25 protein-coding genes and 2 pseudogenes are annotated in these 25,658 nt (G+C 62.5%); 10 read left to right on the top strand and 17 right to left on the bottom strand.

The annotated features are described in order from the left end of the window. Positions 1 to 70 precede the first annotated feature (70 nt). Both ASD00_RS29575 and ASD00_RS29570 read left to right on the top strand, forming a co-directional pair. A complete protein-coding gene (locus ASD00_RS29575) occupies positions 71 to 475 on the top strand; it encodes a F0F1 ATP synthase subunit epsilon (protein WP_025425063.1) in 405 nt (134 codons plus the stop codon). A gap of 267 nt (positions 476 to 742) precedes the next feature. Beyond that, positions 743 to 2,170, top strand: a complete 1,428-nt coding sequence (locus ASD00_RS29570) for a mannose-1-phosphate guanylyltransferase/mannose-6-phosphate isomerase (protein ID WP_025425062.1) — start codon at positions 743 to 745, stop codon at positions 2,168 to 2,170. Positions 2,171 to 2,295: 125 nt separating this feature from the next. Here ASD00_RS29570 and ASD00_RS29565 read toward each other — a convergent pair whose 3' ends face one another. Then, the gene (locus tag ASD00_RS29565; RefSeq protein ID WP_025425061.1) at positions 2,296 to 3,399 is read right to left on the bottom strand and encodes a saccharopine dehydrogenase family protein; all 1,104 of its coding nucleotides are present in this window, start codon (positions 3,397 to 3,399) and stop codon (positions 2,296 to 2,298) included. Positions 3,400 to 3,525: 126 nt separating this feature from the next. Here ASD00_RS29565 and ASD00_RS29560 point away from each other — a divergent pair, with 126 nt between their 5' ends. After that, positions 3,526 to 3,957 carry an Lrp/AsnC family transcriptional regulator gene (locus ASD00_RS29560; RefSeq protein WP_038575742.1) on the top strand — a complete coding sequence of 144 codons (432 nt, stop codon included), beginning with the start codon at positions 3,526 to 3,528 and terminating at the stop codon, positions 3,955 to 3,957. A gap of 122 nt (positions 3,958 to 4,079) precedes the next feature. Here ASD00_RS29560 and ASD00_RS29555 read toward each other — a convergent pair whose 3' ends face one another. Further along, positions 4,080 to 5,024: a DUF6030 family protein gene (locus tag ASD00_RS29555; RefSeq protein WP_025425059.1), complete on the bottom strand. Its 945-nt coding sequence runs from the start codon at positions 5,022 to 5,024 to the stop codon at positions 4,080 to 4,082. A gap of 148 nt (positions 5,025 to 5,172) precedes the next feature. Next, positions 5,173 to 5,388, bottom strand: coding sequence for a LysR family transcriptional regulator (locus tag ASD00_RS42135; RefSeq protein WP_025425058.1), 216 nt, complete (start codon positions 5,386 to 5,388; stop codon positions 5,173 to 5,175). 334 nt (positions 5,389 to 5,722) lie between these two features. On the opposite strand from ASD00_RS42135, the gene ASD00_RS29545 reads away from it, so the two are divergent. The 3 genes and pseudogenes from ASD00_RS29545 (at position 5,723) to ASD00_RS42570 (ending at position 7,736) form a co-directional block, all read left to right on the top strand. Continuing rightward, a complete protein-coding gene (locus tag ASD00_RS29545) occupies positions 5,723 to 6,628 on the top strand; it encodes an aminoglycoside phosphotransferase family protein (RefSeq protein ID WP_057210838.1) in 906 nt (301 codons plus the stop codon). Between the two features lie 359 nt (positions 6,629 to 6,987). Beyond that, a pseudogene (gene atpB / locus ASD00_RS29540) lies at positions 6,988 to 7,659 on the top strand (F0F1 ATP synthase subunit A). Then, complete coding sequence (locus ASD00_RS42570; protein WP_348272080.1) at positions 7,614 to 7,736, top strand: F0F1 ATP synthase subunit A; 123 nt, start codon at positions 7,614 to 7,616, stop codon at positions 7,734 to 7,736. Before atpB ends, ASD00_RS42570 begins: the two are co-directional and overlap by 46 nt. A 47-nt stretch (positions 7,737 to 7,783) precedes the next feature. Here ASD00_RS42570 and ASD00_RS29535 read toward each other — a convergent pair whose 3' ends face one another. Genes ASD00_RS29535 through ASD00_RS29520 form a run of 4 tightly spaced genes read right to left on the bottom strand, consistent with a single transcriptional unit; the run spans position 7,784 to position 11,326 of the window. Further along, positions 7,784 to 8,635: a metal ABC transporter permease gene (locus ASD00_RS29535; RefSeq protein WP_025425056.1), complete on the bottom strand. Its 852-nt coding sequence runs from the start codon at positions 8,633 to 8,635 to the stop codon at positions 7,784 to 7,786. Beyond that, a complete protein-coding gene (locus ASD00_RS29530; protein ID WP_025425055.1) occupies positions 8,632 to 9,492 on the bottom strand; it encodes a metal ABC transporter permease in 861 nt (286 codons plus the stop codon). The genes ASD00_RS29535 and ASD00_RS29530 overlap by 4 nt, the downstream gene beginning before the upstream one ends. Next, on the bottom strand, positions 9,489 to 10,424 hold the full coding sequence (locus ASD00_RS29525; protein WP_025425054.1) for a manganese/iron ABC transporter ATP-binding protein: 936 nt from the start codon (positions 10,422 to 10,424) through the stop codon (positions 9,489 to 9,491). Before ASD00_RS29525 ends, ASD00_RS29530 begins: the two co-directional genes overlap by 4 nt. Beyond that, positions 10,421 to 11,326, bottom strand: a complete 906-nt coding sequence (locus ASD00_RS29520; protein WP_057210835.1) for a metal ABC transporter substrate-binding protein — start codon at positions 11,324 to 11,326, stop codon at positions 10,421 to 10,423. Before ASD00_RS29520 ends, ASD00_RS29525 begins: the two co-directional genes overlap by 4 nt. Positions 11,327 to 11,447: 121 nt before the next feature. On the opposite strand from ASD00_RS29520, the gene ASD00_RS29515 reads away from it, so the two are divergent. After that, positions 11,448 to 11,876, top strand: a complete 429-nt coding sequence (locus tag ASD00_RS29515) for a Fur family transcriptional regulator (protein ID WP_025425052.1) — start codon at positions 11,448 to 11,450, stop codon at positions 11,874 to 11,876. A 72-nt stretch (positions 11,877 to 11,948) separates the two neighbouring features. Here the strand turns inward: ASD00_RS29515 and ASD00_RS29510 are convergent, their stop codons facing one another. After that, entirely contained in the window at positions 11,949 to 12,860 is a 912-nt protein-coding gene (locus ASD00_RS29510) for an EamA family transporter (RefSeq protein WP_025425051.1), read from the bottom strand. A 39-nt stretch (positions 12,861 to 12,899) separates the two neighbouring features. Beyond that, positions 12,900 to 14,443: pseudogene (locus ASD00_RS29505) on the bottom strand (nucleobase:cation symporter-2 family protein). A gap of 291 nt (positions 14,444 to 14,734) precedes the next feature. Here ASD00_RS29505 and ASD00_RS29500 point away from each other — a divergent pair. After that, positions 14,735 to 15,196 (top strand): hypothetical protein, encoded by a 462-nt coding sequence (locus ASD00_RS29500; protein WP_128090430.1) that lies wholly within the window; start codon positions 14,735 to 14,737, stop codon positions 15,194 to 15,196. Between the two features lie 15 nt (positions 15,197 to 15,211). On the opposite strand, the gene ASD00_RS29495 is transcribed toward ASD00_RS29500, so the two are convergent. Beyond that, positions 15,212 to 16,123 (bottom strand): LysR family transcriptional regulator, encoded by a 912-nt coding sequence (locus ASD00_RS29495; protein WP_025425049.1) that lies wholly within the window; start codon positions 16,121 to 16,123, stop codon positions 15,212 to 15,214. 160 nt (positions 16,124 to 16,283) lie between these two features. Between ASD00_RS29495 and ASD00_RS29490 the strand changes: the two genes are divergently transcribed. Next, entirely contained in the window at positions 16,284 to 16,643 is a 360-nt protein-coding gene (locus ASD00_RS29490; protein WP_025425048.1) for an antibiotic biosynthesis monooxygenase, read from the top strand. 115 nt (positions 16,644 to 16,758) lie between these two features. Further along, on the top strand, positions 16,759 to 17,979 hold the full coding sequence (locus ASD00_RS29485; protein ID WP_082523781.1) for an MFS transporter: 1,221 nt from the start codon (positions 16,759 to 16,761) through the stop codon (positions 17,977 to 17,979). Between the two features lie 95 nt (positions 17,980 to 18,074). Here the strand turns inward: ASD00_RS29485 and ASD00_RS29480 are convergent, their stop codons facing one another. From ASD00_RS29480 to glpD, 7 genes are all read right to left on the bottom strand, one after another. Then, positions 18,075 to 19,796, bottom strand: coding sequence for an ABC transporter substrate-binding protein (locus ASD00_RS29480; protein WP_025425046.1), 1,722 nt, complete (start codon positions 19,794 to 19,796; stop codon positions 18,075 to 18,077). Positions 19,797 to 19,874: 78 nt separating this feature from the next. Next, positions 19,875 to 20,159, bottom strand: a complete 285-nt coding sequence (locus ASD00_RS29475) for a DUF2160 domain-containing protein (RefSeq protein ID WP_025425045.1) — start codon at positions 20,157 to 20,159, stop codon at positions 19,875 to 19,877. A gap of 12 nt (positions 20,160 to 20,171) precedes the next feature. Then, the gene (locus tag ASD00_RS29470) at positions 20,172 to 20,996 is read right to left on the bottom strand and encodes a carbohydrate ABC transporter permease (protein ID WP_057210833.1); all 825 of its coding nucleotides are present in this window, start codon (positions 20,994 to 20,996) and stop codon (positions 20,172 to 20,174) included. A 20-nt stretch (positions 20,997 to 21,016) separates the two neighbouring features. Continuing rightward, the gene (locus ASD00_RS29465; protein WP_025425043.1) at positions 21,017 to 21,883 is read right to left on the bottom strand and encodes a sugar ABC transporter permease; all 867 of its coding nucleotides are present in this window, start codon (positions 21,881 to 21,883) and stop codon (positions 21,017 to 21,019) included. Between the two features lie 2 nt (positions 21,884 to 21,885). Continuing rightward, a complete protein-coding gene (locus tag ASD00_RS29460; RefSeq protein WP_025425042.1) occupies positions 21,886 to 22,956 on the bottom strand; it encodes an ABC transporter ATP-binding protein in 1,071 nt (356 codons plus the stop codon). 23 nt (positions 22,957 to 22,979) lie between these two features. Beyond that, positions 22,980 to 24,050 (bottom strand): ABC transporter ATP-binding protein, encoded by a 1,071-nt coding sequence (locus ASD00_RS29455; protein WP_025425041.1) that lies wholly within the window; start codon positions 24,048 to 24,050, stop codon positions 22,980 to 22,982. Positions 24,051 to 24,101: 51 nt separating this feature from the next. Then, a complete protein-coding gene (gene glpD, locus ASD00_RS29450; protein ID WP_025425040.1) occupies positions 24,102 to 25,619 on the bottom strand; it encodes a glycerol-3-phosphate dehydrogenase in 1,518 nt (505 codons plus the stop codon). Positions 25,620 to 25,658 lie beyond the last annotated feature (39 nt).

The following is a 25,658-nucleotide window of genomic DNA, read 5'->3' as shown; positions in this document are numbered from 1 at the left end:
ATATTGCGGAGCAGGGAAGACATGCACAGCCTGCCACCTCAGGTGGCGCGCCCACGAGAAGTGAATGGTCATGGCCGACAGTTTCAATTTTGAGCTTGTTTCCCCCGAGCGCCTGCTCCTCTCCGAGAAGGTGACGGAAGTCGTCATTCCGGCGACCGAGGGCGAGATGACCGTGATGGCCAATCATGCCCCGACAATGACGACGGTGAAGCCCGGCGTCGTTACCGTGAAAACGGCTGACGGCAAGACCGAGCGGTTCGCCGTCTTCGGCGGCTTTGCCGATATCCTGCCGACCGGCTGCACTCTGCTTGCCGAATCCGCCGTGCACGTCGACGAACTCGACCGCACCGCGCTTGAAAAGCGCATCGAGGCGGTCCGTGCCGAGCTGGACGGTGCCGGCGACGAGAAGAAGACGCGCGCCGAGCAGTTCATCGCCGAACTGACGAAGCTCGGGGAAATCGTGATCCCGGCCTGAAAGGGACATCCCGACGGGATAAACCAATGAAAAAGCCCCGCCTTCGAGCGGGGTTTTTTGTTGCCCGCGATGGCCGCGACAGAGCCGCCTCATCGTTGTGCCGATGCGAATTGGTACGGCGTAAGACGATGGGCAAGCTGGCGTCCTATCCGAAGTGAGGGGCATGCCTCACCTTTGGTGCGGTTTGTTTGCACGGCCGGCTTCAGGCATTCTTTAGCATCGGTCCTGTATGGATGGACTCTCGTTCGATGCGCGCAGAGGCTTGGCATGACGTCTAAGATCGTTCCCGTGATCATGGCGGGTGGAAAAGGTACGCGCCTGTGGCCGCTGTCGCGCTCGGGCGCGCCGAAACAGTTTCTGCAGATCCTGTCCGATCGATCGCTGTTCCAGCAGACGCTGGAACGGGTGAGCGATAGCAGGCTGTATGAGCCGGCGATCATCGTCACCAACAGCGATTTCCGCTTCATCGTCGCCGAACAGGCGCGCGCCGTCGATGCGCCGCTCAGCGATATTCTGCTCGAGCCGGTGGCACGCAACACGGCGCCGGCACTGGCGGCGGCCGCCTTCGTCGTGCTCGCCAAGTTCGGGGAGGCGGCGATCATGCAGGTGCTCGCCTCCGATCACGAGATCGATGCCGGAGCGGTCTACATCGATTGCATGCTGCGGGCGCAGCTGGCAGCCGAGGCCGGTGAACTGGTGACGTTCGGCATCACTCCGACGGAGCCCGCGACCGGCTACGGCTATATCGAACTTGGGGAAGCGTTGCCGGCCGGCGCCAACAGGGTTGCCCGTTTCGTCGAGAAGCCGGATCGCGCCAAGGCAGAGGCGATGCTGGCGACCGAGCGCTATCTCTGGAACTCCGGCATGTTCATGCTGCCGGTTAAGGTGTTCCTCGACGAGATGCAGCTCTATGCGCCTGACGTCTATGCCTCGACAAAGGCGGCCGTCGAGGGCGCCAGCAAGGATCTCGATTTCAGCCGGCTGGAAGCGAAGGCCTTCTCCAAGGCGCCGGATATTTCCGTCGACTACGCGGTCTTCGAAAAGACCGTTCGCGCTGCCGTCGTTCCATCCTCATTCGCCTGGTCGGATCTGGGCAGCTGGGATGCCGTGTGGAAGATCGGTCGCAAGGACGGTGACGGCAATGTCGTTACCGACAAGGCGACGGTAGCGAACACGCGCAACTCATTGGTGCTCTCCCGCGACATCCACCTTGCTGTGCAGGGGCTTGACGATATCGCCGTGATCGCCAGCGAAGACGCCGTCTATGTCGGGCGCCTGGAAGACAGCCAGAGCGTTGGAAACATCGTCAAGGTGCTCGCACGGTCGCAGGCAACCTTAGGGCTTACACAGGAGCACCCGACGTCCTACAGGCCCTGGGGCGCGGTCTCTTCGGTCTCCAGCGGCGAGCGCTACGAGGTCAAGCGACTGAAGGTCAGCCCCGGCAAGAAGATCTCGCTGCAGAAGCATCATCATCGGGCCGAGCACTGGATTGTCGTGCGTGGCACGGCGGAGATCACCATGGCCGGCGAAACCCGTCTGCTGCATGAAAACGAGTCCGTCTATATCCCGCAGGGGACCGTCCACCGACTGCACAATCCAGGCAAGATCCCGCTGGAGCTGATCGAGGTTCAGACCGGGTCCTATCTCGGCGAGGACGACATCATCCGCATCGAGGATGAGTTCGGCCGGACATAATACGGCCATCCAACACGTTTCGGGTCGAAACCGCGGTAATCGAAGCGGCGACGTTCAGTTCGACACATAAAAAATGCCCGGGCAGGACCCGGGCATTATAGTCAGCGCAGACGAGCCGAGTGGCCTCAGCCGGCGACGCGTTCTGTCTCGCCCTTCTGGGCGTAGTAGTGACCGAAGCGGTTTGCGAGGAAGGTATCGAGAGCGATGTCTTCCTGGCGAACGAAGCCCTTGGATGCGATCTTGCCGTTGGCGAGCAGATCGAGCACGGCGCAGATGCTGCCGGCGGTGGTGATCTGGATGCCGCTCTGCATGCGGCCGGCGACGACGCCGCTATAGACCTTGTTGGCGTAGGTTTCCTGGATCAGGCGACCTTCGCGGAAGCCCGAAACCGTCACGAAGATCACGACGACGTCCTGGGTGGTGGTCGGCAGCGCGTTTTCGAAGATGTCCTTGAGGACTTCGCGGCGATGACGCAGACCAAGGTCGTTCAGCAGCGCCTTCATGATGGCGGCATGGCCGGGATAGCGGATCGTCTTGTAGTTCAGGGTGCGGACCTTGCCCTTCAGCGATTCGCAGAGCGTGCCGAGGCCGCCCGAGGTGTTGAAGGCTTCGTAGGTCACGCCGTCGAGCGAGAATTCTTCGCGCTCTTCCATGGCGGGAACTTCGATCAGGCTGCCTTCGACGATCGCTTCGCAGGGCTCGATATACTCGTTGATGACGCCGTCGGTGCTCCAGGTCAGGTTGTAGTTGAGCGCATTCGACGGGTACTGCGGCAGCGCGCCGACGCGCATGCGCACGCTTTCGAGCGTCTCGAAGCGGCTGGCAAGGTCATTGGCGACGATGGAGATGAAGCCCGGTGCGAGGCCGCACTGCGGAATGAAGGCGGTGCTGGCCTTGGCGGCGATCGCCTTGACCTGGCGGGTGGATTCGACGTCTTCGGTCAGGTCGAGGTAGTGGATGCCGGCTTCGGCAGCGGCTTCCGCAATGGCAACCGTCAGGTGGAACGGGGCGGCGCTGAGAACGGCGAACTTGCCGGAGAGAAGGGCAACGAGCGCCTTCTTGTCGCCGATATCGACGGCTGCCGTCGTGATGGCGGCATGCTTCTCGATCTGGCCCAGCTGCTCGGCGCTACGGTCGGCAACGCAGACGCTGTAATCGCCGGTGTGCGCGAGCATGCGAGCAATGGTGGAGCCGATCTTGCCTGCTCCGATGACGACGATGTCCTTCATGACTTTCCCCCAGGGTATGAAATGCGTTTCAGACCCTATTGTCCGACCGAGAGCTGTTGATTTGAAGCTGTAATATGACTAAATCGCCTATAGATATTCGGCAGAATGCCTATATGGACCGACGAAATGCAGATTACCGACAAGGATCGCGAGCTCCTCGCCGTGCTCAGCGAAAACGCCCGCATGCCGACAGCAACGATTGCCCGCAGGCTCGGCCTGTCGCGGACGACCGTGCAGGCCCGGATCGAGCGGCTGGAGCGCGAGGGCGTGATCGCCGGTTATGGCGTCCGCTTGTCGGAGAGCTATGAGAAGGGTCTGGTCAAGGCGCATGTGCTGATCACCATCGCGCCAAGGGCACTCAGCCGCGTCACCCCGGAACTTGCTGCCATCCGCGAGATCCGCACCCTTCATTCCGTCAGCGGTAGCTTCGACCTTATCGCCGTCGTTGCGGCAGCATCGATCAGCGAACTCGACCTGCTGATCGATCGTATCGGTGAAATCGACGGTGTCGACCGCACGCTGTCGTCGATCATCCTTTCGACCCGGATCGATCGCTGACCTCAAGCATGTCGCGCAAAAGTGCGTAGCGGCTTTGCGATAACGACATGCGCGAAACACGAGCTTAAAGCGCAGCGTCCAATAAGACGCGCGCCGCTGTAGAGACCGCGACGCGCTTCAAGTCAGGGTCTTGCGTCAGTGTTTGCCTTCGCAGTGCCGGCACCCTCTGGTGATGCCGGGTCTGCTACGGCGTCGCCGCCTTCGGGTATCTTCGCCGGGCCATTCCACGCCGTCGGGCCGAGAACGAAGCTACGCGCATCGGCGTTGCCATAGGCGAGCCATTTTTCACGGTCGAAATAGAGTTCGGCAATGCTCTTCGGGCGGGCGCGGGCCGGTTGGTTGGCGAGGAAATTGTAGCGTGCCGTGGTCTCGTCCGTTTCGCGCTTGAACTGCACGCGGCTGCCGAAGCGCTTTACGTCAAATTCCTTCAACGCCTGGATCTGCAGCGCAATGCTGCCGCCATCGGCCCAGCGGACATGGTCGAGGAAGACCGACGCGGCGCGCGCGGCGCTTGTTGTCACCACCTGCGCGTCCTCCGGGCGCTCGATGTTGAGCTTGACGCGAAACGAGGTGATCTCTTCTTCGCCGTTGCCCTTGATGAAAATGAAGATCGACGAGATCTTGTCGACCCCAGGGCGCGGAAAGGATACGAGTGAGGAGCATTCCCACTGGCCACGCTCGCCGGCGCTCGATTTCCATTCGAGTTCGCGGAATCCGGCCTCGCGCAGCTCATCGCAGAGAGCGCGGGGATCGCTGCGGAGCACCCGCAGGAACTGCTGTTCCGGCGTCTGCAGATCCTGAAACGTCCAGACCGGCAGGGCGATGCGCGGCGGCTGTCGCTTGACGTGGACCTCCGGGGCCTGCGCCACCGGCTTCTCCGGATCGAGAAACGTCGTCGGAAGATCGAGTGCCTTCAGCAACTGTCTCAGGTTCCTCTGTCCGTTGGCGAGCAGAGCGGTCGCCAGGATCACTGTTGCGATCAATGCAAAGGCAACGAGAAAGAAGGCGATGCCGGTGCGGCTCGGCTGTTTTGGCGGTGTCGTCGCCTTTCCGCGTCCGCCGCTCATGTCGATCTTCCGAGTGCGGCGTGCAGGCGCAGCGCCTCGTCCCTCGATGGCCGGTTGCGGGGCAGGCCGAGAGAGGCCAGCCTTTCCGCGTCGAGGGCGCGCGAAGCGAGATAGTCTGATGATGTGACCGACGAGAGCTCCTCTGCCATCAGCGGCGACAGGTGCCAGCGGGGATGATCGCCCGTACGTGCTGAAACAGCCGCTCGCCCAGCAGCGTCAATTCCAGGTCCTTGCCGCGGCAGCTGACGGCGGCATGAGTGATGTTGATCTCGCGACCGGCGCCGGAAAAATTCATATGCCGGCTGGCCGCGTCGAAAACGCGAAAAGCCTCCAGCGATATGCGGTCGAGCAGCCGGTGTTCCATGATCTCAGGTTATCAAAAAGGCCGAAAATTCGGTGGAGTTGAAAATATCAGATTGTGATGCGGGGTAAAGCGATCATCCCACGGCGACCGGAAGACGGCCTGTCCTTTTCCACTTCCATCATTCCCGGAATCCGCCTGGCAGACAATATCCATGCGACCATCGGGACGGTGACGCGTCCGGCCCGGTGTGGTGCTCGACGAAGGCAGGTTGAAGGCGACGCGTTTCGGCTGGATCGGGTTGTCCGTTCGCCATCCCCGAGCGGAAAAGTTGCGAACAGGCGACGATCGGCTAAAACAGGCGTCCGAGTTTCTGGCGTGAGGCATTTGTCCCGTTATGTCCGATCAATCGACGATCACTCCCACCATCGACGCGCTGCTCGTCCGGCGCCTGATCGCTGCACAGTTTCCGCAGTGGGCCGCACTCGACATCAGGCCGGTGCTGCCCGGCGGGTGGGACAACAGGACCTTCCATCTCGGGCGAGACATGACCGTGCGTCTGCCGAGTGCTGAGTCCTATGCGCTGCAGGTGGAAAAGGAGCAGTTCTGGCTGCCGAAGCTGGCGCCGCACCTGCCGCTGCCTATCCCGGTGCCCTTGGCAAGGGGCGTGCCAGGCGAGGGCTATCCATGGCCGTGGTCGGTCTATCGCTGGCGGCCGGGTGAGACGGCGACGGATGATCGGATCGGCGACCTCAAGGTCTTTGCGCAGGATCTGGCGCGCTTTCTTGTCGCCTTGCGGCAGGTCGATGCGCGCGGCGGGCCGTTGCCTGGCCCGCACAATTTCCTTCGCGGCGGGCCACCTGCCCATTATGACGAGGAAACCCGCCGCGCGCTCGTCGCGCTCGAGGGACGCATCGACACGGAAGCGGCGCGCGATGTCTGGGAGGCCGCATTGGCGGCAAGCTGGCAGAGCGCGCCGGTCTGGTTCCACGGCGATATCAGTTGGGGCAATCTGCTGGTCGAAGACGGTCGCCTGAGCGCAGTCATCGATTTCGGCACCTCGGGTATCGGTGATCCCGCCTGCGACCTTGCCATTGCCTGGACGCTGTTCCACGGGCAAAGCCGGGAGGCGTTTCGCACCGGCGTGGCGCTCGACGCCGGCACCTGGGCGCGCGGTCGCGGCTGGACCCTGTGGAAGGCGCTGATCGTCTATGCTGGTCTTCCCGGTACCAACTCCGCCGAAGCGGAAAAGAGCTTGGCGGTGATCGAGCAGGTGCTTGCCGACCATCGGCAATTTGGCTGAGCCTCGGCGGGCAGATTGATGCCGGCCCCGATGCCGCAGGCCTATCGGCAGGTATCGTCTCGGCTTGACCTCATCAAAAATTGTCTCTAGGTCAGGCGCACGCGGGACGACCCGCGTCGATGCTTCGCCTGGGGACGGCCCCACTATCTCGACCGCTTGAGATAATGGAGTCGATCGCATCATGCAGCATCCTGGCCTGCGGCACGCCCGCGTGAGCTTTTCCTTCCTGACAGAGCTGAACGTTTGCTTCGGGCGCCATCGCGCCCCGTCTCGCGATCGGCTTTCACCCGCTTCCCACACACATTGATGCGCCCGCGGCCGCCGCGCCGTGGTTGCTCCGTTGCCAACGCACGAGGTTCATGATGGCCGGACCCATCGAACAATTCGAGATCAAGTCGCTCTTCCACATCGCCGAGGTCGGCGGACACGACATCAGCTTTATCAATTCGGCCGTCTACATGGCCGTGACCGTGGCGATCGCCAGCCTTTTCCTGATCCTTTCGACGCGCAGGCGCGGCCTGGTGCCGAACCTTGCCCAGTCGGCGGCCGAGATCCTCTACGAGTTCGTATCGAAGACGTTGCGCGAGAATGCCGGAGAGCACGGCATGCGTTTCTTCCCGCTGGTGTTCTCGCTGTTCATGTTCATCCTGGTCGCCAACCTAATCGGCATGTTTCCCTATGCCTTCACCGTGACGAGCCACATTGCGGTGACCTTTGCGCTGGCGCTGCTCGTGTTCCTGACCGTGACGCTCTACGGCTTGATTAAACACGGTTTCGGCTTTCTCAGGCTGTTCATGCCGTCGGGCGTGCCTTTGGTGCTGGCGCCGATCATCATCCCGATCGAGGTCGTTTCCTGTCGCGCCCGGTCAGCCATTCGGTTCGTCTTTTCGCCGTCATGCTCGCCGGTCACATCACGCTCAAGGTGTTCGCCGGCTTCGTCGTCAGCCTCAGTGGCTTCGGCGCGCTCGGTACGCTCGGCGCGGTCATGCCGCTGATGATGACCGTGGCGCTGACGGGTCTGGAACTGCTGATGTCGGTCATCCAGGCCTATATCTTCACCATGCTGACCTGCATGTATCTGAACGACGCGCTGCATCCGAGCCATTGAGGTTGCAGTGGAGAGGCTCCCTTCCCGGGGGGAGGGGAGCCCCGCCCTCATTCGACCGTCGTTCGCTGGGCCTCGATGCGGGCCGTCCGCCAGGACGACCAGAGGAAAGCTGCGAGGAAGATCACGGTCATCAACAACACGATGGTCGGTGCCGGGGCGCTGTCGATGAAGAACGAGAGATAGACGCCTGAGAACGAGGCGACGGTTGCCACCAGCACCGCAACGATGAGCATGCTGCCCATGGTGCGGGTGATCAGAAACGCGATGGCGCCGGGCGCGATCAGCATGGCGATGGCAAGGATCAGGCCGACGGCCTTCAGCGCGCCGACGATCGTGAGCGACAGGATCGCCAAGAGCCCGTAATGCAGCCAGTTGACGCGCAGGCCGACGGCCTTGGCCTGTGCGGGGTCGAAGGCGTGCAGCAGAAAGTCGCGCCATTTTACCGCCAGGATCCCGGTTGCCACCAGGGCGATCAGACCGGTTTCGATGATGTCGGGCCAGCCGATGCCGAGCATGTCGCCGAAGAGGATATGGTCGAGATGCACGTCGCTCTGGATCTTGGTGTAGAGCACCAGGCCGAAGCCGAACATGCCGGAGAACACCACGCCCATGACAGTGTCCTGCTTGATGCGGCTGTTTTCCTTGAGGTAGCCGGTCAAAAGCGCGCAGGACATGCCGGCGGCAAAGGCGCCGACGGCGAGCGGCAGGCCGACGATGTAGGAGATGACGACGCCGGGAAAGACCGCATGCGAGATGGCGTCGCCCATCAGCGACCAGCCCTTGAGCACGAGGAAGCAGGAGAGCAGGGCCGTCGGGATCGCCACCAGGACCGAGATCAGCAGCGCATTGCGCATGAACTCGAATTCGAAGACGGCAAGCAAAAGGTCGAGCGAGATCATTGCGTGACCTCCAGGGCTTCGGCGCTGCGCCTGCGGGCAGCCAGCAATCCGTGCTTGGGCGCGAAGACGAAGGCAAAGAGGAAGATCAGCGTCTGCAGCACAATGATGATGCCGCCGGTAGCGCCATCGAGGAAGTAGCTGAAATAGGCGCCGAAGAAGCTGGTGAGCGCGCCGATCGCGACGCTGATGACGATCAGCCGCGGAAAGCGGTCGGTGAGCAGATAGGCGGTGGCGCCCGGTGTCACCACCATGGCGATGACGAGAAAGGCGCCGACCGTCTGCAGCGCGGCGACCGTACAGGCGGACAGCAGCGTGAAGAACAGCACCTTCAGGAAGGTCGTCGGGATACCGATCGAGCGTGCGTGGCTCTCATCGAAGAAGGTGACCATCAGATCCTTCCACTTGGCCGTCAGGATGATCAGCGAGATGACGCCGATCAGCGCAAGCTGCAACGTGTCGGCAGGCGTGATGGCGAGGATGTTGCCGAGAACGATCGTCTGGATGTTTACTGAGGTTGGCGACAGCGACACCATGAACAGGCCGAGGCCGAAGAACGAGGTGAAGATCAGCCCGATGATGGTGTCTTCCTTCAACCGGGTGCGCTGGTTGAGAAACAGCATCGCGCCGGCCGCAAGCCCGCCGGAGAAGAAGGCGCCGAGCGAGAAGGGCAGGCCGAGCATATAGGCGCCGGCAACGCCCGGAACGATCGAGTGCGAGAGCGCGTCGCCGATCAGCGACCAGCCTTTCAGCATCAGATAGGACGACAGGAAGGCGCAGACGGCGCCAACCAGCGCGCTGACCCACATGGCGTTGACCATGTAGTTGTAGGTGAAGGGCTCGAAGAGCGTGGCGATCATTTGCCTGCTGCCTCCGGGTCGCTCTCAGGCTTGGCCGGTTGCGACACCATCTGCCCCTTGGCGCCATACATCACCAGCGGACGCTCGTCGTCGGTGATGACGGACAGTTGCCGCGGATCCGCGTCGTCATGCAGGCTGTCGCCACCGAGCACGAAATGCCTGAGGACGCCGCCGAAGGCGAGTTCGAGGTTTTCGCGGGTGAAGGTGGTTTCCGTCGGGCCATAGGCCAGCACCGTGTTCTTCAGGAGAACGGTCCGGTCGCAGAATTCCGGCACGCTGCCGAGGTTGTGGGTCGAGACCAGCATGACGCGGCCCTCGTCGCGCAGGCCGATCAACAGGCGGATGATGGCATCTTCGGTCTTGACGTCGACCCCGGTGAAGGGCTCGTCGAGCAGGATCACGCGGCCGTCCTGGGCAAGGGCGCGCGCCAGGAACACGCGCTTCTTCTGGCCGCCGGAGAGCTCACCGATCTGGCGCTTGCGGAAGTCGCTCATGCCGACACGGGCAAGCGCGGCCCCCACCGCCTCATGGTCGGCCTTCTTCGGGATGCGCAGCATGTTCATATGGCCGTAGCGGCCCATCATCACCACGTCCTCGACCAGAACCGGAAAATTCCAGTCGACCTCTTCGGCTTGCGGAACATAGGCGACAAGGTTCTTCTTCAGCGCCTCCTGGACCGAAAGGCCGAGAATGGAGATTTCTCCGCGCGCCAGCCGGGCAAAGCCCATGATCGCCTTGAAGAGGGTCGACTTGCCGCTGCCGTTGACGCCGACCAGTGCTGTGATCGTGCCGGTCGGGATCTCGAAGGAGGCATCGAGAAGCGCGCGGTGGCCGTTGCGATAGGTCACGGTCGCGCCGGAGACGCGGATGCCACCGCCTGCATCCCCGGAGGCGGCTTCCGGGCCGGAGCGAGGTTTTACCTGAAGGTTCATTGCGAAAGGCCTTTCGCGATGGTTTCGGACGTGACGCGCAAGAGGTCGATATAGGTCGGTACCGGACCGTCCGCTTCGCTCAGGGAATCAACATAGAGCACGCCGCCGTATTTTGCGCCGGTTTCCCGCGCCACCTGCTGTGCCGGGTCGGGCGAAATCGTGCTTTCGGAGAAGACGACCGGTATATTGTTGGCGCGCACCGCGTCGATGACTTTGCGAACCTGCTGCGGCGTGCCCTGCTGATCGGCATTGATCGGCCAGAGATAGAGTTCCTTCATGCCGAAGTCGCGGGTGAGGTAGCTGAAGGCGCCCTCGCTCGACACCAGCCAGCGCTTGTCTTCCGGGATCTTGCCGATCTCGGCGCGGATAGGGGCGATCGCCGCCTCGATCTTCTGCTTGTAGGCTTCGGCATTGGCCTTGTAGGTCTCGGCGTTGCCGGGATCGTATTTGACGAAAGCGTCGCGGATGTTGTCGACATAGATCAGCGCCGCCGAAGGCGACATCCAGGCATGTGGGTTCGGCTTGCCGCTATAGGGGCCTTCCGCGATGCCCATTGGCTCGATCCCTTGAGAAACCACGACGCCGGGCACCTCGTCGAAGTTCTGGAAGAACTTTTCGAACCAGAGTTCGAGATTGAGGCCGTTCCAGAGGATCAGCTTTGCATCGTGCGCCTTCAGGATGTCGCGCGGCGTCGGCTGATAGTTGTGGATCTCGGCGCCGGGCTTGGTGATCGATTCGACGATTGCCGCGTCGCCGGCGACGTTCTTGGCCATGTCGGCGATCACCGTGAAGGTGGTGACGGCCTTGAACTTTTCCTGCGCGCAAGCGGCACCCGGAACGAGCGCGAAACCTGCCAATGCCGTGGCGGCAACCAGGATCGCGCGTCTCGTGTGATCGATCATTCCATACTCCCCGATGTTGTCGTTCACAGGACTAGGCGAATGATTTGCATAAGTCAATGCACATGAGAAGCATTCGCAACTAGCTATTTTCAAACTTATCGGCCTTGGCTAGTGTACGACCATGAAACAGAACAAAAATCGCATCGAAGAGCTGGAAGGCGTCCTGAGAGATGGTGGTGTGCGCGTGACGCGGCAGCGTGCGGCAATCCTGAAGATTCTCGCGACCGCCGAAGACCACCCGGATGCGAGCGAATTGCACCGCCGCGCCAAGGAAATCGATGCCACCGTTTCGCTGTCGACGGTCTACAGGACACTGTCGGCGCTGGAGCACCAGGGCGTCGTCCATCGCCACGCCTTTGAAAGTGCCACCGCCCGTTTCGAGACGGCCGACGCTCCGCACCATGACCACCTGATCGACATCGACACCGGCGCTGTGATCGAGTTTCGCTCCGACAAGATCGAGCAGCTGCAGGCGGAGATCGCCGCCGAACTCGGTTACGACCTGGTTCGTCACCGGCTCGAGCTCTATTGCCGCAAGCGCAAGGACTGATCGACATAGCGCCGTGACTGACGAAAGGCGCAGCGGGGCAATCGCTGCGCCTTTTCCGTTTTGGCCTTGAGACTAGCCGCGATCGGCAAGGGCCGGCCCGGCCCGGCGCGCCGGGATGGTCATGGCTGCGACGCCGATGACGACGCAGGCAAGGCCGATCCAGATCGTGTCCGACAATCTTTCTCCGAGAAAGAGAACGCCGATGGTGACCCCGACGGGAACGCGCAGGTAGGCTTGCGCGGTAGCGCCGACCGAACCGAGCGTCTGGATCAGCCGGAAATAGATGGCGAAGGCCAGCGCCGTCGAGAACACCGCCAAGCAGACGAGCGCGATCACCGACTGAGCGGAAGGGGCAAGCGTCCATGGCTGGTCGATGACAAGGCTTGCGGGGATGAGAAGCACGGCACCTGCAAGGAGCGAGCCTGCGGCCGGAACCATCGGGTCGAGGCCCCTGAAGCTCTTTCCGAAGATGGCGGCGCCGGCGTAGCAGACGGTTGCGAAGACCACGGCAAGCTGGGCCAGCAGCTGGTCACCCAGGCCGCCGAAGGCTTCAACGCCGATGATCAGGCTGATGCCGGCCATGCCGGCCACGACGCCGATCAGCTTTCTTGTCGATGCCGGCTCGTGGCGGGTGATCAGCGCCGTCAGCAGGAAGGCGAAGATGGGGGTGGCGGCGTTGAGGATCGAGGCGACGCCGGCGTCGATCGTCTGCTCTGCCCAGGCGATCAGGGTAAACGGGAAGACGCTGTTGAGGCAGGCCTGGAACAGGAAGCGCTTCCATGTGGCTGCGTCGCGCGGCAGCTTGATGCCGCGAAAGCGGAGGACGGCGAGCAGGATGGTGCCGGCGATCAGCGTGCGGGCGGCAATCAGCGTCACCGGGGGAATGGTTTCGACGCCGATCTTGATGAAGGTATAGGATGCGCCCCAAAGCGTTGCGAGAAGAGCGAGCAGCAGAAGCTCGAGGGTGAGGTTGGTCTTGGCCATCGTCGTCGAATCCTTCGGGGCGTTTTCGTTGTCCTCTTTCTACCGTGCCGACACCTGTCGATGCTTCGTTGGCGATCGAAGTGTCGGGGCTTTTTGGAACGGCCTGATGACAAAGCCCCGGCCTCCTCGCGGGGGCCGGGCAGAGCGTTCGACGCTCAATCCGTTGAAGAAGGCGTTGAGCACCACTGCCGAGATCGAGGCGAGCACGATGCCCGATTCGATGATCGGGTGGATCGCATGCGGCATCCACATCAGGAAGTTCGGCGCGATCAGCGGGATCAGGCCGAAACCGACCGAGACGGCAACGACGAACAGGTTGTTGCGCGATGACTTGAAGTCGACGGTCGACAGGATGCGCACGCCGGTGGCTGCCACCATGCCGAACATCACCAGGCCGGCGCCGCCGAGCACGAAGGTTGGAACCGCCTCGACCAGCGCGCCCATCTTCGGGATCAGGCCGAGCACGATCATGATCACGCCGCCCATGACGCAGACATAACGGCTCTTCACGCCGGTGACGCCGACGAGACCGACATTCTGCGAGAAGCTGGTGTAGGGGAAGGTATTGAACAGGCCGCCGATCATCGTGCCGATGCCGTCGACGCGAAGGCCGGCCGTCAGCTGCTGCTGCGAGACTTCCTTGTTGGTTATTTCGCCCAGCGCCAGGAACATGCCTGTCGATTCGATCATGACGACGATCATCACCAGCGACATGGTGGCGATCAGCACCGGATCGAAAATCGGCATGCCGAAACGCAACGGCGTGACGACCGCGAACCAGCCGGCATCCGCAACCCGGTCGAAATGCATCATGCCAAGGCTCGCTGCAAAGACGCAGCCGATGACGATGCCGGTCAGAACCGCAATGTTGCTGATCAGCCCGCGGCCGTAGCGCGCGACCACGAGGATGGAGATGAGCACGAAGGCGGCAAGTACCACATGGCTCAGTTCGGCATAAGCAGGGTTCGGCACCGTTGCGCCAAGCACGACGCCGTCGGGAACGGCCGGGCCGCCTGTCGTGGCGAGCTTCTTCAGCTCGGCCAGCCATTCGGCGTGGGTCGGATCGACCAGCTTCGGTGCCGTCGGTCCGAAGGGATTGCCGAAGATCCAGTTGACGCCGACGCGCATCAAGGTCACGCCGATCACCAGAATGATGGTGCCGGTGACGATCGGCGGGAAGAAACGCAACAGCCGCCCCATGATCGGGGCGAGCAGCAGCGCGACCAACCCGGCGCCGATAATGGCGCCGAAGATCAGTCGGGCGCCCTCCTGTCCGGGCGTCATCGTTGCCATCGACACCATCGGGCCGACGGAAGCGAAGGTCACGCCCATCATCACGGGAAGACGGATGCCGACGCTCCGGGTAATGCCGAGAGACTGGATGATGGTGACGAGGCCACAGACGAAAAGATCGGCGGAAATCAGGAAAGCGACGTCCTGAGGGCTGAGCTGCAGGGCCCGGCCAACAATCAGCGGAACCGCGACGGCGCCACCGTACATGACAAGGACATGCTGAATCCCGAGGGTCGCGAGCTTGCCGATTGGCTCTCGTCCACCGGGTGTATGCTGGATGCGTCGCTCATGGTTACTCCTCCCATCACGTCGACCAGTCCGCTTCCCCCGTCCTCCAACAGGGGGCCCCATCCTCCAACAGGGTAAAGGGTATCTTTGGTGCCGAGACAGAGTGCCGCAAGTGCAACCGTGGAGTAAACACTTTCGGGAATCCGGGGGGAGTGGGCAAAGGGAATGCTGCACCGAAGGCACCGCGGAAAAAGACGCCAACGGATGCAACGTTGCCGCAATGCAGCGCAGGCAGTGTGCACTGGCGTCGAGGCGAAGGCTCGCCTCCGCCGGTGTCCATGGGATTGCAGCATATGAGATTTTCGTCGCCTGCTGGCACGTTTCGCCGTTTGGTCGGCGCATTGATTGCCGTCGCCATTGTTCTGTGGCCGTTTGCCGCCAACGCCGAAACCGAAGATTTTCCGGGGCAGTGGCGACAGATGGTGTCGAACGCCGGCACCTGCGGAACCTGCTGGCTGGCGATCAAGCAGCACGGGCCTATCCTGAAGGTGTCTTCCAACAACGGCTGGTTTGCCTTTGCCCATGCGGACCTGAAGACGGGCTCCACGACTGCGGCCGGCATCGGCCGATGGAGCGAGAACGTCAGCGGCCACTATGGTGGCAAGCCGTTCGATGTCCGCTTCGTCATCGTCGACAAGCAGCTCTACCTCGACATGATCGTGCTGATGGACGATGGCACGAAACAGGCAATCAGAGCGATTTTCGACAAGGATCGGCCGGGCAAAACCGCGCGCCGCGTGATGGCGAAATCGTAGTGCGGCCGCTATCGGTCAAGCCGAGCCCGATGACGCACCACTGGTCGGGAAGAGATTGGCAGCCATGAAGTCGACGAAGACGCGCAGTTTCGGCGCGAGATGCCGGCTGGACGGCCACAGGATCCGGTAGGTGCCGTAGCGGCGCAGCTGGTTATCGAGAACCGATACGAGTGTTCCCTCGCGCATCTGCCGTCTGATCGTGAAGTTGGGAAGGCAGGCGATACCGAGCCCTTCCTCGGCCATATGGATCAGCGGCTCCAGGGCATTGGAGACGGCCGTTACCGGCACATCGACGTTGGCTTCGGCGCCGTCCTGCACCAGCGGCCAGGGCTCGAGCTTGCCCGTCGAGGGAAAGCGATGGTGCAGGCAGTGGTGTTGTTCGAGATCCGCAGGCGCCTCCGGCTTCCCATGTCTTTCGAAGTAGTCGGGTGATGCGACGAGATAGGGGTGAAACGTGCCAAGCTGACGCGTCATCAGCCTGGAGTCGCCGATTTCCCCGCTGCGCACGACCGCGTCGAACCCCTCCTCGATAACGTCGACCATGCGGTCGGAGAAATCGAGATCGATCTCGACCTCCGGATAGGCGCGCATGAAGGCCGTCAGCGTCGGCATCAGCAGCATGCCGGCCATGGGCAGGCTGACGCGCAGCTTGCCGCGCGGAGCCTCCTGGCTCTGAACCAGTTCGGCCTCGGCCGCTTCGATTTCGCAAAAAATCCGCCGGCAGCGTTCGAGAAACAGCGTGCCTTCCGGGGTCAACGTGACGCTGCGGGTGCTGCGATGAAAGAGGCGAACGCTCAACCGCTCCTCCAGCCGGGCAATCGCCTTGCCGACGGCGGAGGGTGAAACGCCGAGCTGGGTTGCGGCCTCCGTAAAGCTGCGGAAGTCCGCCGCCTGCACGAAAGCATTGAGTGCACCAAGGCTGTCCATCCGCCGTCCTCATCCGTTTCGGGAATTGTGGATATTTTTGTCCGATATCTTCGGAGCTGTAGCGTATTTTTCTCTGATTGGAAGCTCGTCATAGTCCGCCCGTCCGACAAACGCGCGTTCGTGACGTGCGAAAACATCGTCGGCGACAGAAGGAGAAAACATGCAGCAGGCACTTGTGGCGGGTTTCCATAGGGATCCGGAACCGACCGTCTTCATCGTCAATGTCATCCACGCCCACCCGGGCAAGCAGGAGGAAGCGTTCCGGCTGATCCAGGACGTCGTGAACTATGTGGCCGAGCGCAAGGAGGGCTTTCTCTGGAGCAACCTCTCCAAGAGCACCGACGGCCAGACGGTGGTCAATATCGAAGCGATAGCCGGCGAAGGAAACGTCGAGGAGTTCTTCACCGACGCGGTCTTCCTGGAAAAGTTCAGGGCGCTGAATTCGGTCTCAACCTGCGAGTTTCACACCTATCGCGTCGATGACATCGTGCTGCCCAAGCGCGCCGTAACCGCAGCTTAGGCACAAACGAGATCGCCGCCCGCTTCGGCCGGCGGCGAACACCTGGCACGCGCTTCCATTCCGCTATTGCCGTCAAGAGAGACGTCACTGGCGATCATCCTGAAAGACACTATCCATGCAATCCACCGACTGCGCGCTTCCGGCTCCGCAGGAAGCAGCATCCACGCCCGTCGTTGTCGCCGGGGCCGGGCTGCCGCTTGCGGCGCTGCTTGCGCTTGCGACCGCCGGCTTCATCACCATCCTCACGGAGGCGTCGCCGGCCGGCCTGTTGCTGCAGATCAGCGCCGATCTCGACGTCTCTCAGTCCCTGGCCGGGCAGATGGTGACGATCTATGCGATCGGCTCGCTGGTCGCGGCCATCCCGCTCGTGGCGCTGACGAAGACCTGGCGTCGGCGGCCGCTGCTGATCACGGCGATCTCGGGATTTGCCGTCGTCAACACGGTCACAGCGCTCTCGACCGACTATGTCGTGACGATGGCGGCGCGTTTCCTTGCCGGCGTCTTTGCCGGGCTGTTGTGGGCACTGGCCGCCGGCTACGCCAGCCGCATGGTACCGCCGCAGCAGCAGGGGCGGGCGATCACCGTTGCCATGCTCGGTGCTCCGGTGGCGCTTTCGATAGGCATTCCCGCCGGCACCCTGCTTGGCGCTATGGCCGGCTGGCGCCTGACCTTCGGCCTCCTGAGCATCATGGCGGCCCTGCTCGTCGGCTGGGTTTTATGGTCGCTTCCCAACTCTCCGGGGCAGCGCGCCGAACGACGCCTGGCGCTTTCGTCGGTGTTCCGGCTGCCCGGGATCCGACCCATTCTGTTCGTGATGTTTGCCGTCGTTTTCGCCCATAACATCCTCTACACCTACATCGTGCCGTTCCTGGAACCGTCAGGGCTTGATGCGCGGGCTGACACGGTACTTCTTGTCTTTGGCATCGCCTCGCTCGTTGTCATTCCGATCATCGGCGCCCTTGTCGATAGGCATCTGCGTTTGCTGGTGCTGGCGAGCATGATGCTCTTTGCGGCAGCGTCACTGCTGCTTGCCGTCTGGGGCGAGCAGTCGGCCGCGATCTATATCGGCGTTGTCGCCTGGGGTCTCGCCTTCGGCGGTGCAGCGACGCTGTTTCAGACCGCCTCCGCAATGGCGGCCGGGACGGAAGCGGATGCGGCGCAGTCGATGATCGTCACGGCCTGGAACGCGGCGATGGCCGGCGGCGGCTTGGCCGGCGGCGTGCTGCTCGACAGTGTCGGCGCAGCGATCTTTCCAGCGGTCCTGCTGGCGATCCTGCTGCAGGCCCCGGCCGTGGCATGGGCTAGCCGGCATGGATTTCCGTCCCGCTCCGGCTGACAGGCATGAAAAAACCGGGGCCGTTGCCGACCCCGGTGCCGCATCTCCTGATCTTCGGCCGCCCGTTTGCACGGGCGGCCGTCGTCTTGGGCTTGTTACTGCTGCCAGCTTTTGACCAGTTCGTCGTAATTGACGGTCATCGGCTTTTCTTTTTCGTTCTCGATCTTCAGCTGCGGAGCGAGGTTGCCGGCCTTGACGGCTTCAGCGTTCCAGTATTCGAGGTCGTGTTCCTCGGCGAGCTTCGGACCGATCTCGCCCTGGATACCGGCGCGTTCGAGGCGCTGAAGCACCTTCTCCTGCTCGGCGCACAGCGAGTCCATCGCTTCCTGCGGTGTCTTGGCGCCAGAGGAGGCGTCACCGATGGCCTGCCACCAGAGCTGAGCCAGCTTCGGATAATCAGGAACGTTGGTGCCCGTCGGCGACCACTGCACGCGGGCCGGCGAACGATAGAACTCGATCAGACCGCCGAGTTCCGGCGCACGTTTGGTGAAGCTCTCGTGCTGGATCGAGGATTCGCGGGTGAGCGTCAGGCCGACATGGCTCTTCTTCACGTCCACGGTCTTCGACGTCACGAACTGCGCATAGAGCCATGCGGCCTTGGCGCGGTCTTCCGGGGTCGACTTCATCAGCGTCCAGGAACCCACGTCCTGGTAGCCGAGCTTCATGCCGTCCTTCCAGTAGACGCCATGCGGCGAGGGGGCCATGCGCCACTTCGGCGTGCCATCCTCGTTGACAACAGGCAGGCCCTTCTTGACGGCATCGGCGGTGAACGCCGTGTACCAGAAGATCTGCTGAGCGACGGCACCCTGGGCGGGGACCGGGCCCGATTCGGAGAAGGTCATGCCCTGGGCTTCCGGCGGCGCATAGGCCTTCAGCCAATCGAGGTATTTGGCGATCGAGTAGACCGCGGCCGGGCCGTTGGTGTCGCCGCCACGGGCGACGCACGAGCCGACCGGCTGGGATTTCTCGTTGACTTTGATGCCCCATTCGTCGACCGGCAGGCCGTTCGGGATGCCCTTGTCGCCGTTGCCGGCCATTGACAGCCACGCGTCGGTGAAGCGCCAGCCGAGCGACGGGTCCTTCTTGCCGTAGTCCATGTGGCCATAGACTTTCTTGCCGTCGATCTCACGGCCGGTGAAGAATTCGGCGATGTCCTCATAGGCAGACCAGTTGACGGGAACGCCGAGGTCGTAGCCGTACTTCGCCTTGAAGTCCGCCTTGTTCTTCTCGTCGTTGAACCAGTCGTAGCGGAACCAGTAGAGGTTGGCGAACTGCTGGTCGGGAAGCTGGTAGAGCTTCTTGTCCGGAGCGGTGGTGAACGACGTGCCGATGAAGTCGGCGATGTCGAGGCCGGGATTGGTGACGTCCTTGCCTTCGTTGGCCATCCAGTCGGTGAGGTTGCGCACCTGCTGGTAGCGCCAATGGGTGCCGATCAGGTCGCTGTCGTTGACATAGGCGTCGTAGATGTTCTCGCCGGACTGCATCTGCGTCTGCAGCTTTTCGACGACGTCGCCTTCACCGATCAGGTCGTGGGTGATCTTGATGCCGGTGATCGCGGTGAAGGCGGAAGCCAGCACCTTGGATTCGTATTCATGCGTGGTCAGCGTTTCGGAAACGACCTTGATGTCCATGCCGGCAAACGGCTTGGCGGCATCGATGAACCATTGCATTTCCGCTTCCTGGCCGGCGCGGTCGAGCGTGGAGAGATCGCCGACTTCCTTGTCGAGGAACTGTTTTGCCTCGTCCATGCCGGCGAATGCCGTGCCGGTAAGAGCCAGCAGCACTGCCGCTGTCGTCGTGAAAAGGTGCCGTCGCATAATTTCCTCCCTTTGGGTTTTGCGATTGCGTTCATTGCAGTGTCGGAAGGCCCTCCCGGACCTGCCATTTCGATCGCCTCAGACGTAGCGAAAGACGCCGACGGCATAGACGACGGAGAGCGCCAGCGCCCACCAGAGGTCCTGTCCGCCGCCGAAGCCGAGCCATGCGAGGTGAATGAAGGCGCTGCCGAGCAGCGAGACGAAGAGCCGGTCACCTCGGGTCGTTTCGAAGCGCAGGATGCCGACGCGCGGGTTGCCGCCCGGCGAGACATATTCCCACACGCCCATGCCGATGAGCAGCAGCGCGATGGTGATGAAGAACAACGCCGTCGGCAGCGTCCATGCCATCCATGAGAAATTCATCACGAAGCTCCTTTAGACGCGGCCCAGGGCAAAGCCCTTGGCGATGTAGTTGCGCACGAAATAGATGACGAGCGCGCCGGGGATGATGGTCAGCACGCCGGCCGCGGCCAGAACGCCCCAGTCGAGGCCGGAGGCGGACACGGTCCGGGTCATGATGGCGGCGATCGGCTTTGCCGCGGTTGTCGTCAGCGTGCGGGCCAGCAGCAGCTCGACCCAGGAGAACATGAAGCAGAAGAAGGCCGCGACACCGATGCCGGAGGCAATCAGCGGCGTGAAGATCTTCACGAAGAAGCGCGGGAACGAATAGCCGTCGATATAGGCGGTTTCGTCGATCTCCTTCGGCACGCCCGACATGAAGCCTTCCAGGATCCAGACCGCCAGCGGCACGTTGAACAGGCAGTGGGCAAGCGCCACGGCAATGTGCGTATCGATCAGGCCGAAGGCCGAATAGAGCTGGAAGAACGGCAGGGCGAAAACGGCCGGCGGCGCCATGCGGTTGGTCAAGAGCCAGAAGAACAGGTGCTTGTCGCCAAGGAAGCGATAACGAGAGAAGGCGTAGGCTGCAGGCAGGGCGGCTGCCACCGAGATCACCGTGTTCATGACGACATAGATGATCGAGTTGATATAGCCCTTGTACCAGGACGGATCGGTGAAGATCACCGTATAGTTCCGCAGGGTCGGGTTCTGCGGCCACAGCGAAAACGTGCTGAGGATCTCGCTCGTCTCCTTGAAGCTCATGTTGACGAGCCAGTAGATCGGCAGCAGCAGAAACAGGATATAGACCGTCGGGATCAGCCAGGAGAGGCGTTGCGACAGGGGTTGTGTTGTAGCGGTCATGGTTTTTCCTCCCTTCCGGCTCAGCTCTGCGCGTCGCTTGTGGTCATCACGGTGTAGAAGATCCACGAGAGCAGCAGGACGATGAGGAAGTAGATGATCGACAGGGCTGCCGCCGGACCGAGGTCGAACTGGCCGATGGCCATCTTGACGAGGTCGATCGACAGGAAGGTGGTCGAGTTGCCGGGGCCGCCGCCGGTGACGACGAAGGGCTCGGTATAGATCATGAATGAGTCCATGAAACGCAGCAGGAAGGCGATCAGGAGCACGCGCTTCATCTTCGGCAACTGGATGTAGCGGAAGACGGACCAGCGCGATGCGCCGTCGATCTTGGCGGCCTGGTAGTAGGCGTCGGGGATCGAGACGAGACCGGCATAGCACAGAAGTACGACGAGGCTCGTCCAGTGCCAGACGTCCATGACGATCAGCGTCACCCAGGCGTCCATGGGGTTTTGTACATAGTTGTAGTTGATGCCCAACGCTTCCAGCGTGTGGCCGAGCAGGCCGATGTCGACGCGGCCGAAGACCTGCCAGATGGTGCCGACGACGTTCCACGGGATCAAAAGCGGCAGTGCCATCAGGACGAGGCAGACCGGAACGCCGAGGCCCTTCTTGGGCATGTTGAGCGCAATGATGATGCCGAGCGGAATTTCGATGGCGAGGATGATCGCCGAGAAGATCAGGTTGCGGGTGAGCGCGTCCCAGAACCGGTCTGAGGTCAGCACGTCGACATACCAGTCGGTGCCGGCCCAGAAGAACTCGTTGTTGCCGAAGGTGTCCTGAACCGAGTAGTTGACCACGGTCATCAGCGGGATCACCGCCGAGAAGGCGACGAGCACCAGCACCGGCAGAACCATGAACCAGGCTTTGTTGTTCCAGGTCTTTTCCATGATCAGGCCTCCCCGCCGACGCGCCAGGAATCGGCGTAGATGTTGATGGCCTTCTGGTCGAAGGCGATGCGCGGCTCGGCCGGAATGGCGCCGTCCTCGTCGAGGATGATCGAGATCGGCTGGTCGGCGAAGCGGGCGCGCACGATCTTGTGGCGGCCGATATCCTCGACCTTGGTGATCGCAACCGGCATGCCCTCGCGACCGATCGACACGAATTCCGGGCGAATGCCGAGTTCGGTCTTGGCGCCGGCCTTGATCTCGGGCCGGAAGTTGAGAGCGATGGTCTCGCTGCCGATCGTCGCGGTGCTGCCGTCGATCCTGGCCGGCAGCACGTTCATGCCCGGCGAACCGATGAAGTAGCCGACGAAGGTATGGCGCGGCCGCTCGAAAAGCTCGGCCGGCGTGCCGATCTGCACGATCTGGCCGTCATACATGACGACGACCTTGTCGGCGAAGGTGAGCGCCTCGGTCTGGTCGTGGGTGACATAGACCATGGTGAAGCCGAACTGCTTGTGCAGGCGCTTGATCTGCGAGCGCAGCACCCATTTCATTTCCGGGTCGATGACGGTCAGCGGCTCGTCGAACAGGATGGCGCTGACGTCGGAGCGCACCAGGCCGCGGCCAAGCGAGATCTTCTGCTTCTGGTCGGCCGTCAGCCCTTGCGCCTTTTTGCCCGCCCAGCCGCCAAGGCCGATCATCTCGATGATCTCCTTGACGCGGCGATCGACCTCGGTCTCCGGCACATGCCGGTTGCGCAGGGGAAAGGCGAGATTGTCGTAGACGGTCATCGTGTCGTAGATGACCGGGAACTGGAACACCTGGGCGATGTTGCGGTCCTGCGTGGACAGGTGCGTCACGTCCTTGCCGTCGAAGAGGATGCGTCCCTCGGACGGATTGATCAGGCCCGAGATGATGTTGAGCAGTGTGGTCTTGCCGCAACCGGACGGACCGAGCAGCGCGTAGGCGCCGCCATCGTTCCATTTGTGGTGCACTTCCTTGAGCGCGTAGTCGTTTTCCGACTTCGGCTTGGCGCCATAGGCGTGGCGGATATGTTCGAGATCGATGCGTGCCATTTTCGTTTCCTCCCAGCGCCTCCTCAGGCGGTTCCGCCGATCGCGCGCCCATCCGGCCCGAAGACCATCAGGTGGCGGATATCGACGAAAACCTCGAGGGTTGCGTCCGGTTCGATGTCGTGAATGCCCGGCGCCAGCATGACCCAGCGCGCGCCGGAAAATCCGACGTGGATGAAGCTTTCGGAACCTGCGATTTCCGAGATTGCCGTCTTTACCGTCAGCGGCGTCGCGCCGTCGAAGGGACGGTCGAACGACAGATGGTGCGGCTGGAAGGCGACCGTGCAGGGGCCGTCCGGCAACGCCGACAGATGGGCGGGAACCGACAGCACGTGTTTGCCGTCAAAGGTGAAGATCGAGCCTGATTTGATGAGCTCGATCGTGTTCAGCGGCGGATCGGCGAAGGTGCGTGCCGTCACCAGGTCCACCGGGCGACGGAAGACGTTGATGGTCTTGCCGAACTGGGTGATCCGGCCCTGGCTAAGCGTAGCGGTGTTGCCGCCGAGAAGCAGAGCTTCGGAAGGTTCGGTGGTCGCATAGACGAAGATCGCGCCGGAGGCTGCGAAGAGCTTCGGCAGTTCCTCGCGCAGTTCTTCGCGCAGCTTGTAGTCGAGGTTGGCGAGCGGTTCGTCGAGCAGCACGAGATCGGCATTCTTGACGATGGCGCGCGCCAGCGCCGTCCGCTGCTGCTGGCCGCCGGAAAGGCTGAGCGGCGTCCGGTCGAGATAGGGCGTGAGCTTGAGCAGTTCGGCGGCCTTGCGCACTTCGCGGTCGATCGTGGCTGCGTCCGAACCCTTGATGCGCATCGGCGAGGCGATGTTGTCATAGACGGTCATCGACGGGTAGTTGATGAACTGCTGGTAGACCATCGCTACGGAGCGCTTCTGCACCGGCAGGCCGGTGACGTCGGTGCCGTCGAAGATCAGCGAGCCGGAGGCAGGCTTGTCGAGGCCGGCCATCAGCCGCATCAGCGACGTCTTGCCGGAAAGGGTCGGGCCGAGCAGCACATTGAGCGACCCCCTTTCCAGCACAAGATCGGTCGGGAGGATATGCGTCTCCCCACCCACGACCTTGGATATCTTCTTCATTTCAAGCATTGAATTCTCCGGTGTTCCACCCAGCCATCGGCAGTCTTGAATGCGGGGCCCTCAGGCGGCGGCGTGCGCCGCGCCCCGCATGTATTCCTCCAGCGCCGTCGCCTCGCCGGACGTCAGCTTCAATCCCAGTTTGGTGCGCCGCCACAGCACGTCCTCGGCGTGCCGGGCCCATTCCTGCTCGATCAGCCACTTCACTTCCGCCTCATAGAGGTCGGCGCCGAAATGATGGCCAAGGGCTGCTTCATTCGCTGCCGCTCCAATGAGCGCGGACGCGCGCGTGCCGTAGAGGCGTACCAGCCGACGCACATGGCCGGCGGCAAGGAAGGGATACTTCTTGTGAAGTTTTGCGACTTCGTCGGCGTAGCCCTTGGCCGGGAAGTCCCCGCCCGGCAGGCTTGAGCCGGCGGTCCACTTGGCACCCTTGACGCCGATGGCATCGCCGATCTTCTCGAGCGCGGATTCGCTCAGGCGGCGATAGGTCGTCAGCTTGCCGCCGAAAACGTTGAGGAGCGGGGCCGCGGCCCTGTCGCCTTCGACGCGAAGAACGTAGTCGCGGGTTGCTTCCTGCGCCTTGCTGGCGCCGTCGTCGAACAGCGGGCGAACGGCGGAATAGGTCCAGACGATGTCGTCCTTTTCTATCGGCTCGAGGAAATACTCGCTCGCGGCCTTGCAGAGGTAGTCGACCTCGGCGTCGCTGATGCGGACGTCGGCCGGGTTGCCGGTATAGTCGCGATCGGTGGTGCCGATCAGCGTGAAATCGTCCTCATAGGGGATGGCGAACATGATCCGGCCATCCGGATTCTGGAAGAAATAGGCGCGGGGGTCGTTGAACTTCTTGCGGACGACGATGTGGCTGCCCTGGACCAGGCGCACATTGTGAACGTCGTTCTTGCCGAGCGCGCCTGATAGTACCGCATCGACCCAAGGGCCTGCGGCATTGACCAGCATGCGCGCTCGGATCTGCCGACGTTCGCCGGTCGCGGCATTTTCCGTGTCGACCACCCAGTTGCCGTTGTCGCGCTTTGCCGAGATCACCCGGGTGCGCGCCATGATCCGGGCGCCGCGGTCGGCGGCATCGCGGGCATTGAGCACGACCAGTCGGGCATCGTTGACCCAACCGTCGGAATATTCGAAAGCCTTGGTAAAGAGCCGCTTCAGCGGCTTTCCGGCCGGATCGCGCGTCATGTCGAGCGTGGCCGTTGCCGGCAGCAGCTTGCGGCCGCCAATATGGTCGTAAAGAAACAGGCCGAGGCGGATGAGCCAGGCCGGGCGCGGGCCGCCCTTATGATAGGGAAGGACGAAGCGCATCGGCCAGATGACGTGCGGTGCCATTGCCCAGAGCACTTCGCGCTCCATCAGCGCCTCGCGCACCAGGCGGAACTCATAATGTTCGAGATAGCGCAGGCCGCCGTGGATGAGCTTGGTCGAGCCGGACGACGTGCCGGAGGCAAAGTCGTTCATTTCAGCGAGCGCGACGGAGTATCCCCGACCGACCGCATCACGCGCAATGCCGCATCCGTTGATGCCGCCGCCGATAATGAAGACGTCGAAGATTGCCTGCTCTGCCACTGCTTTTCCCCTCCCACGTTTCGCAATGCACAAATTGAT

The organism is Ensifer sp. Root31 (assembly GCF_001424825.1).
GTDB classification, from domain to species: Bacteria; Pseudomonadota; Alphaproteobacteria; order Rhizobiales; family Rhizobiaceae; genus Ensifer; species Ensifer canadensis.
Note: the sequence above shows the minus strand (reverse complement) of the source record. Positions and strands in the feature narration are given on the sequence as shown.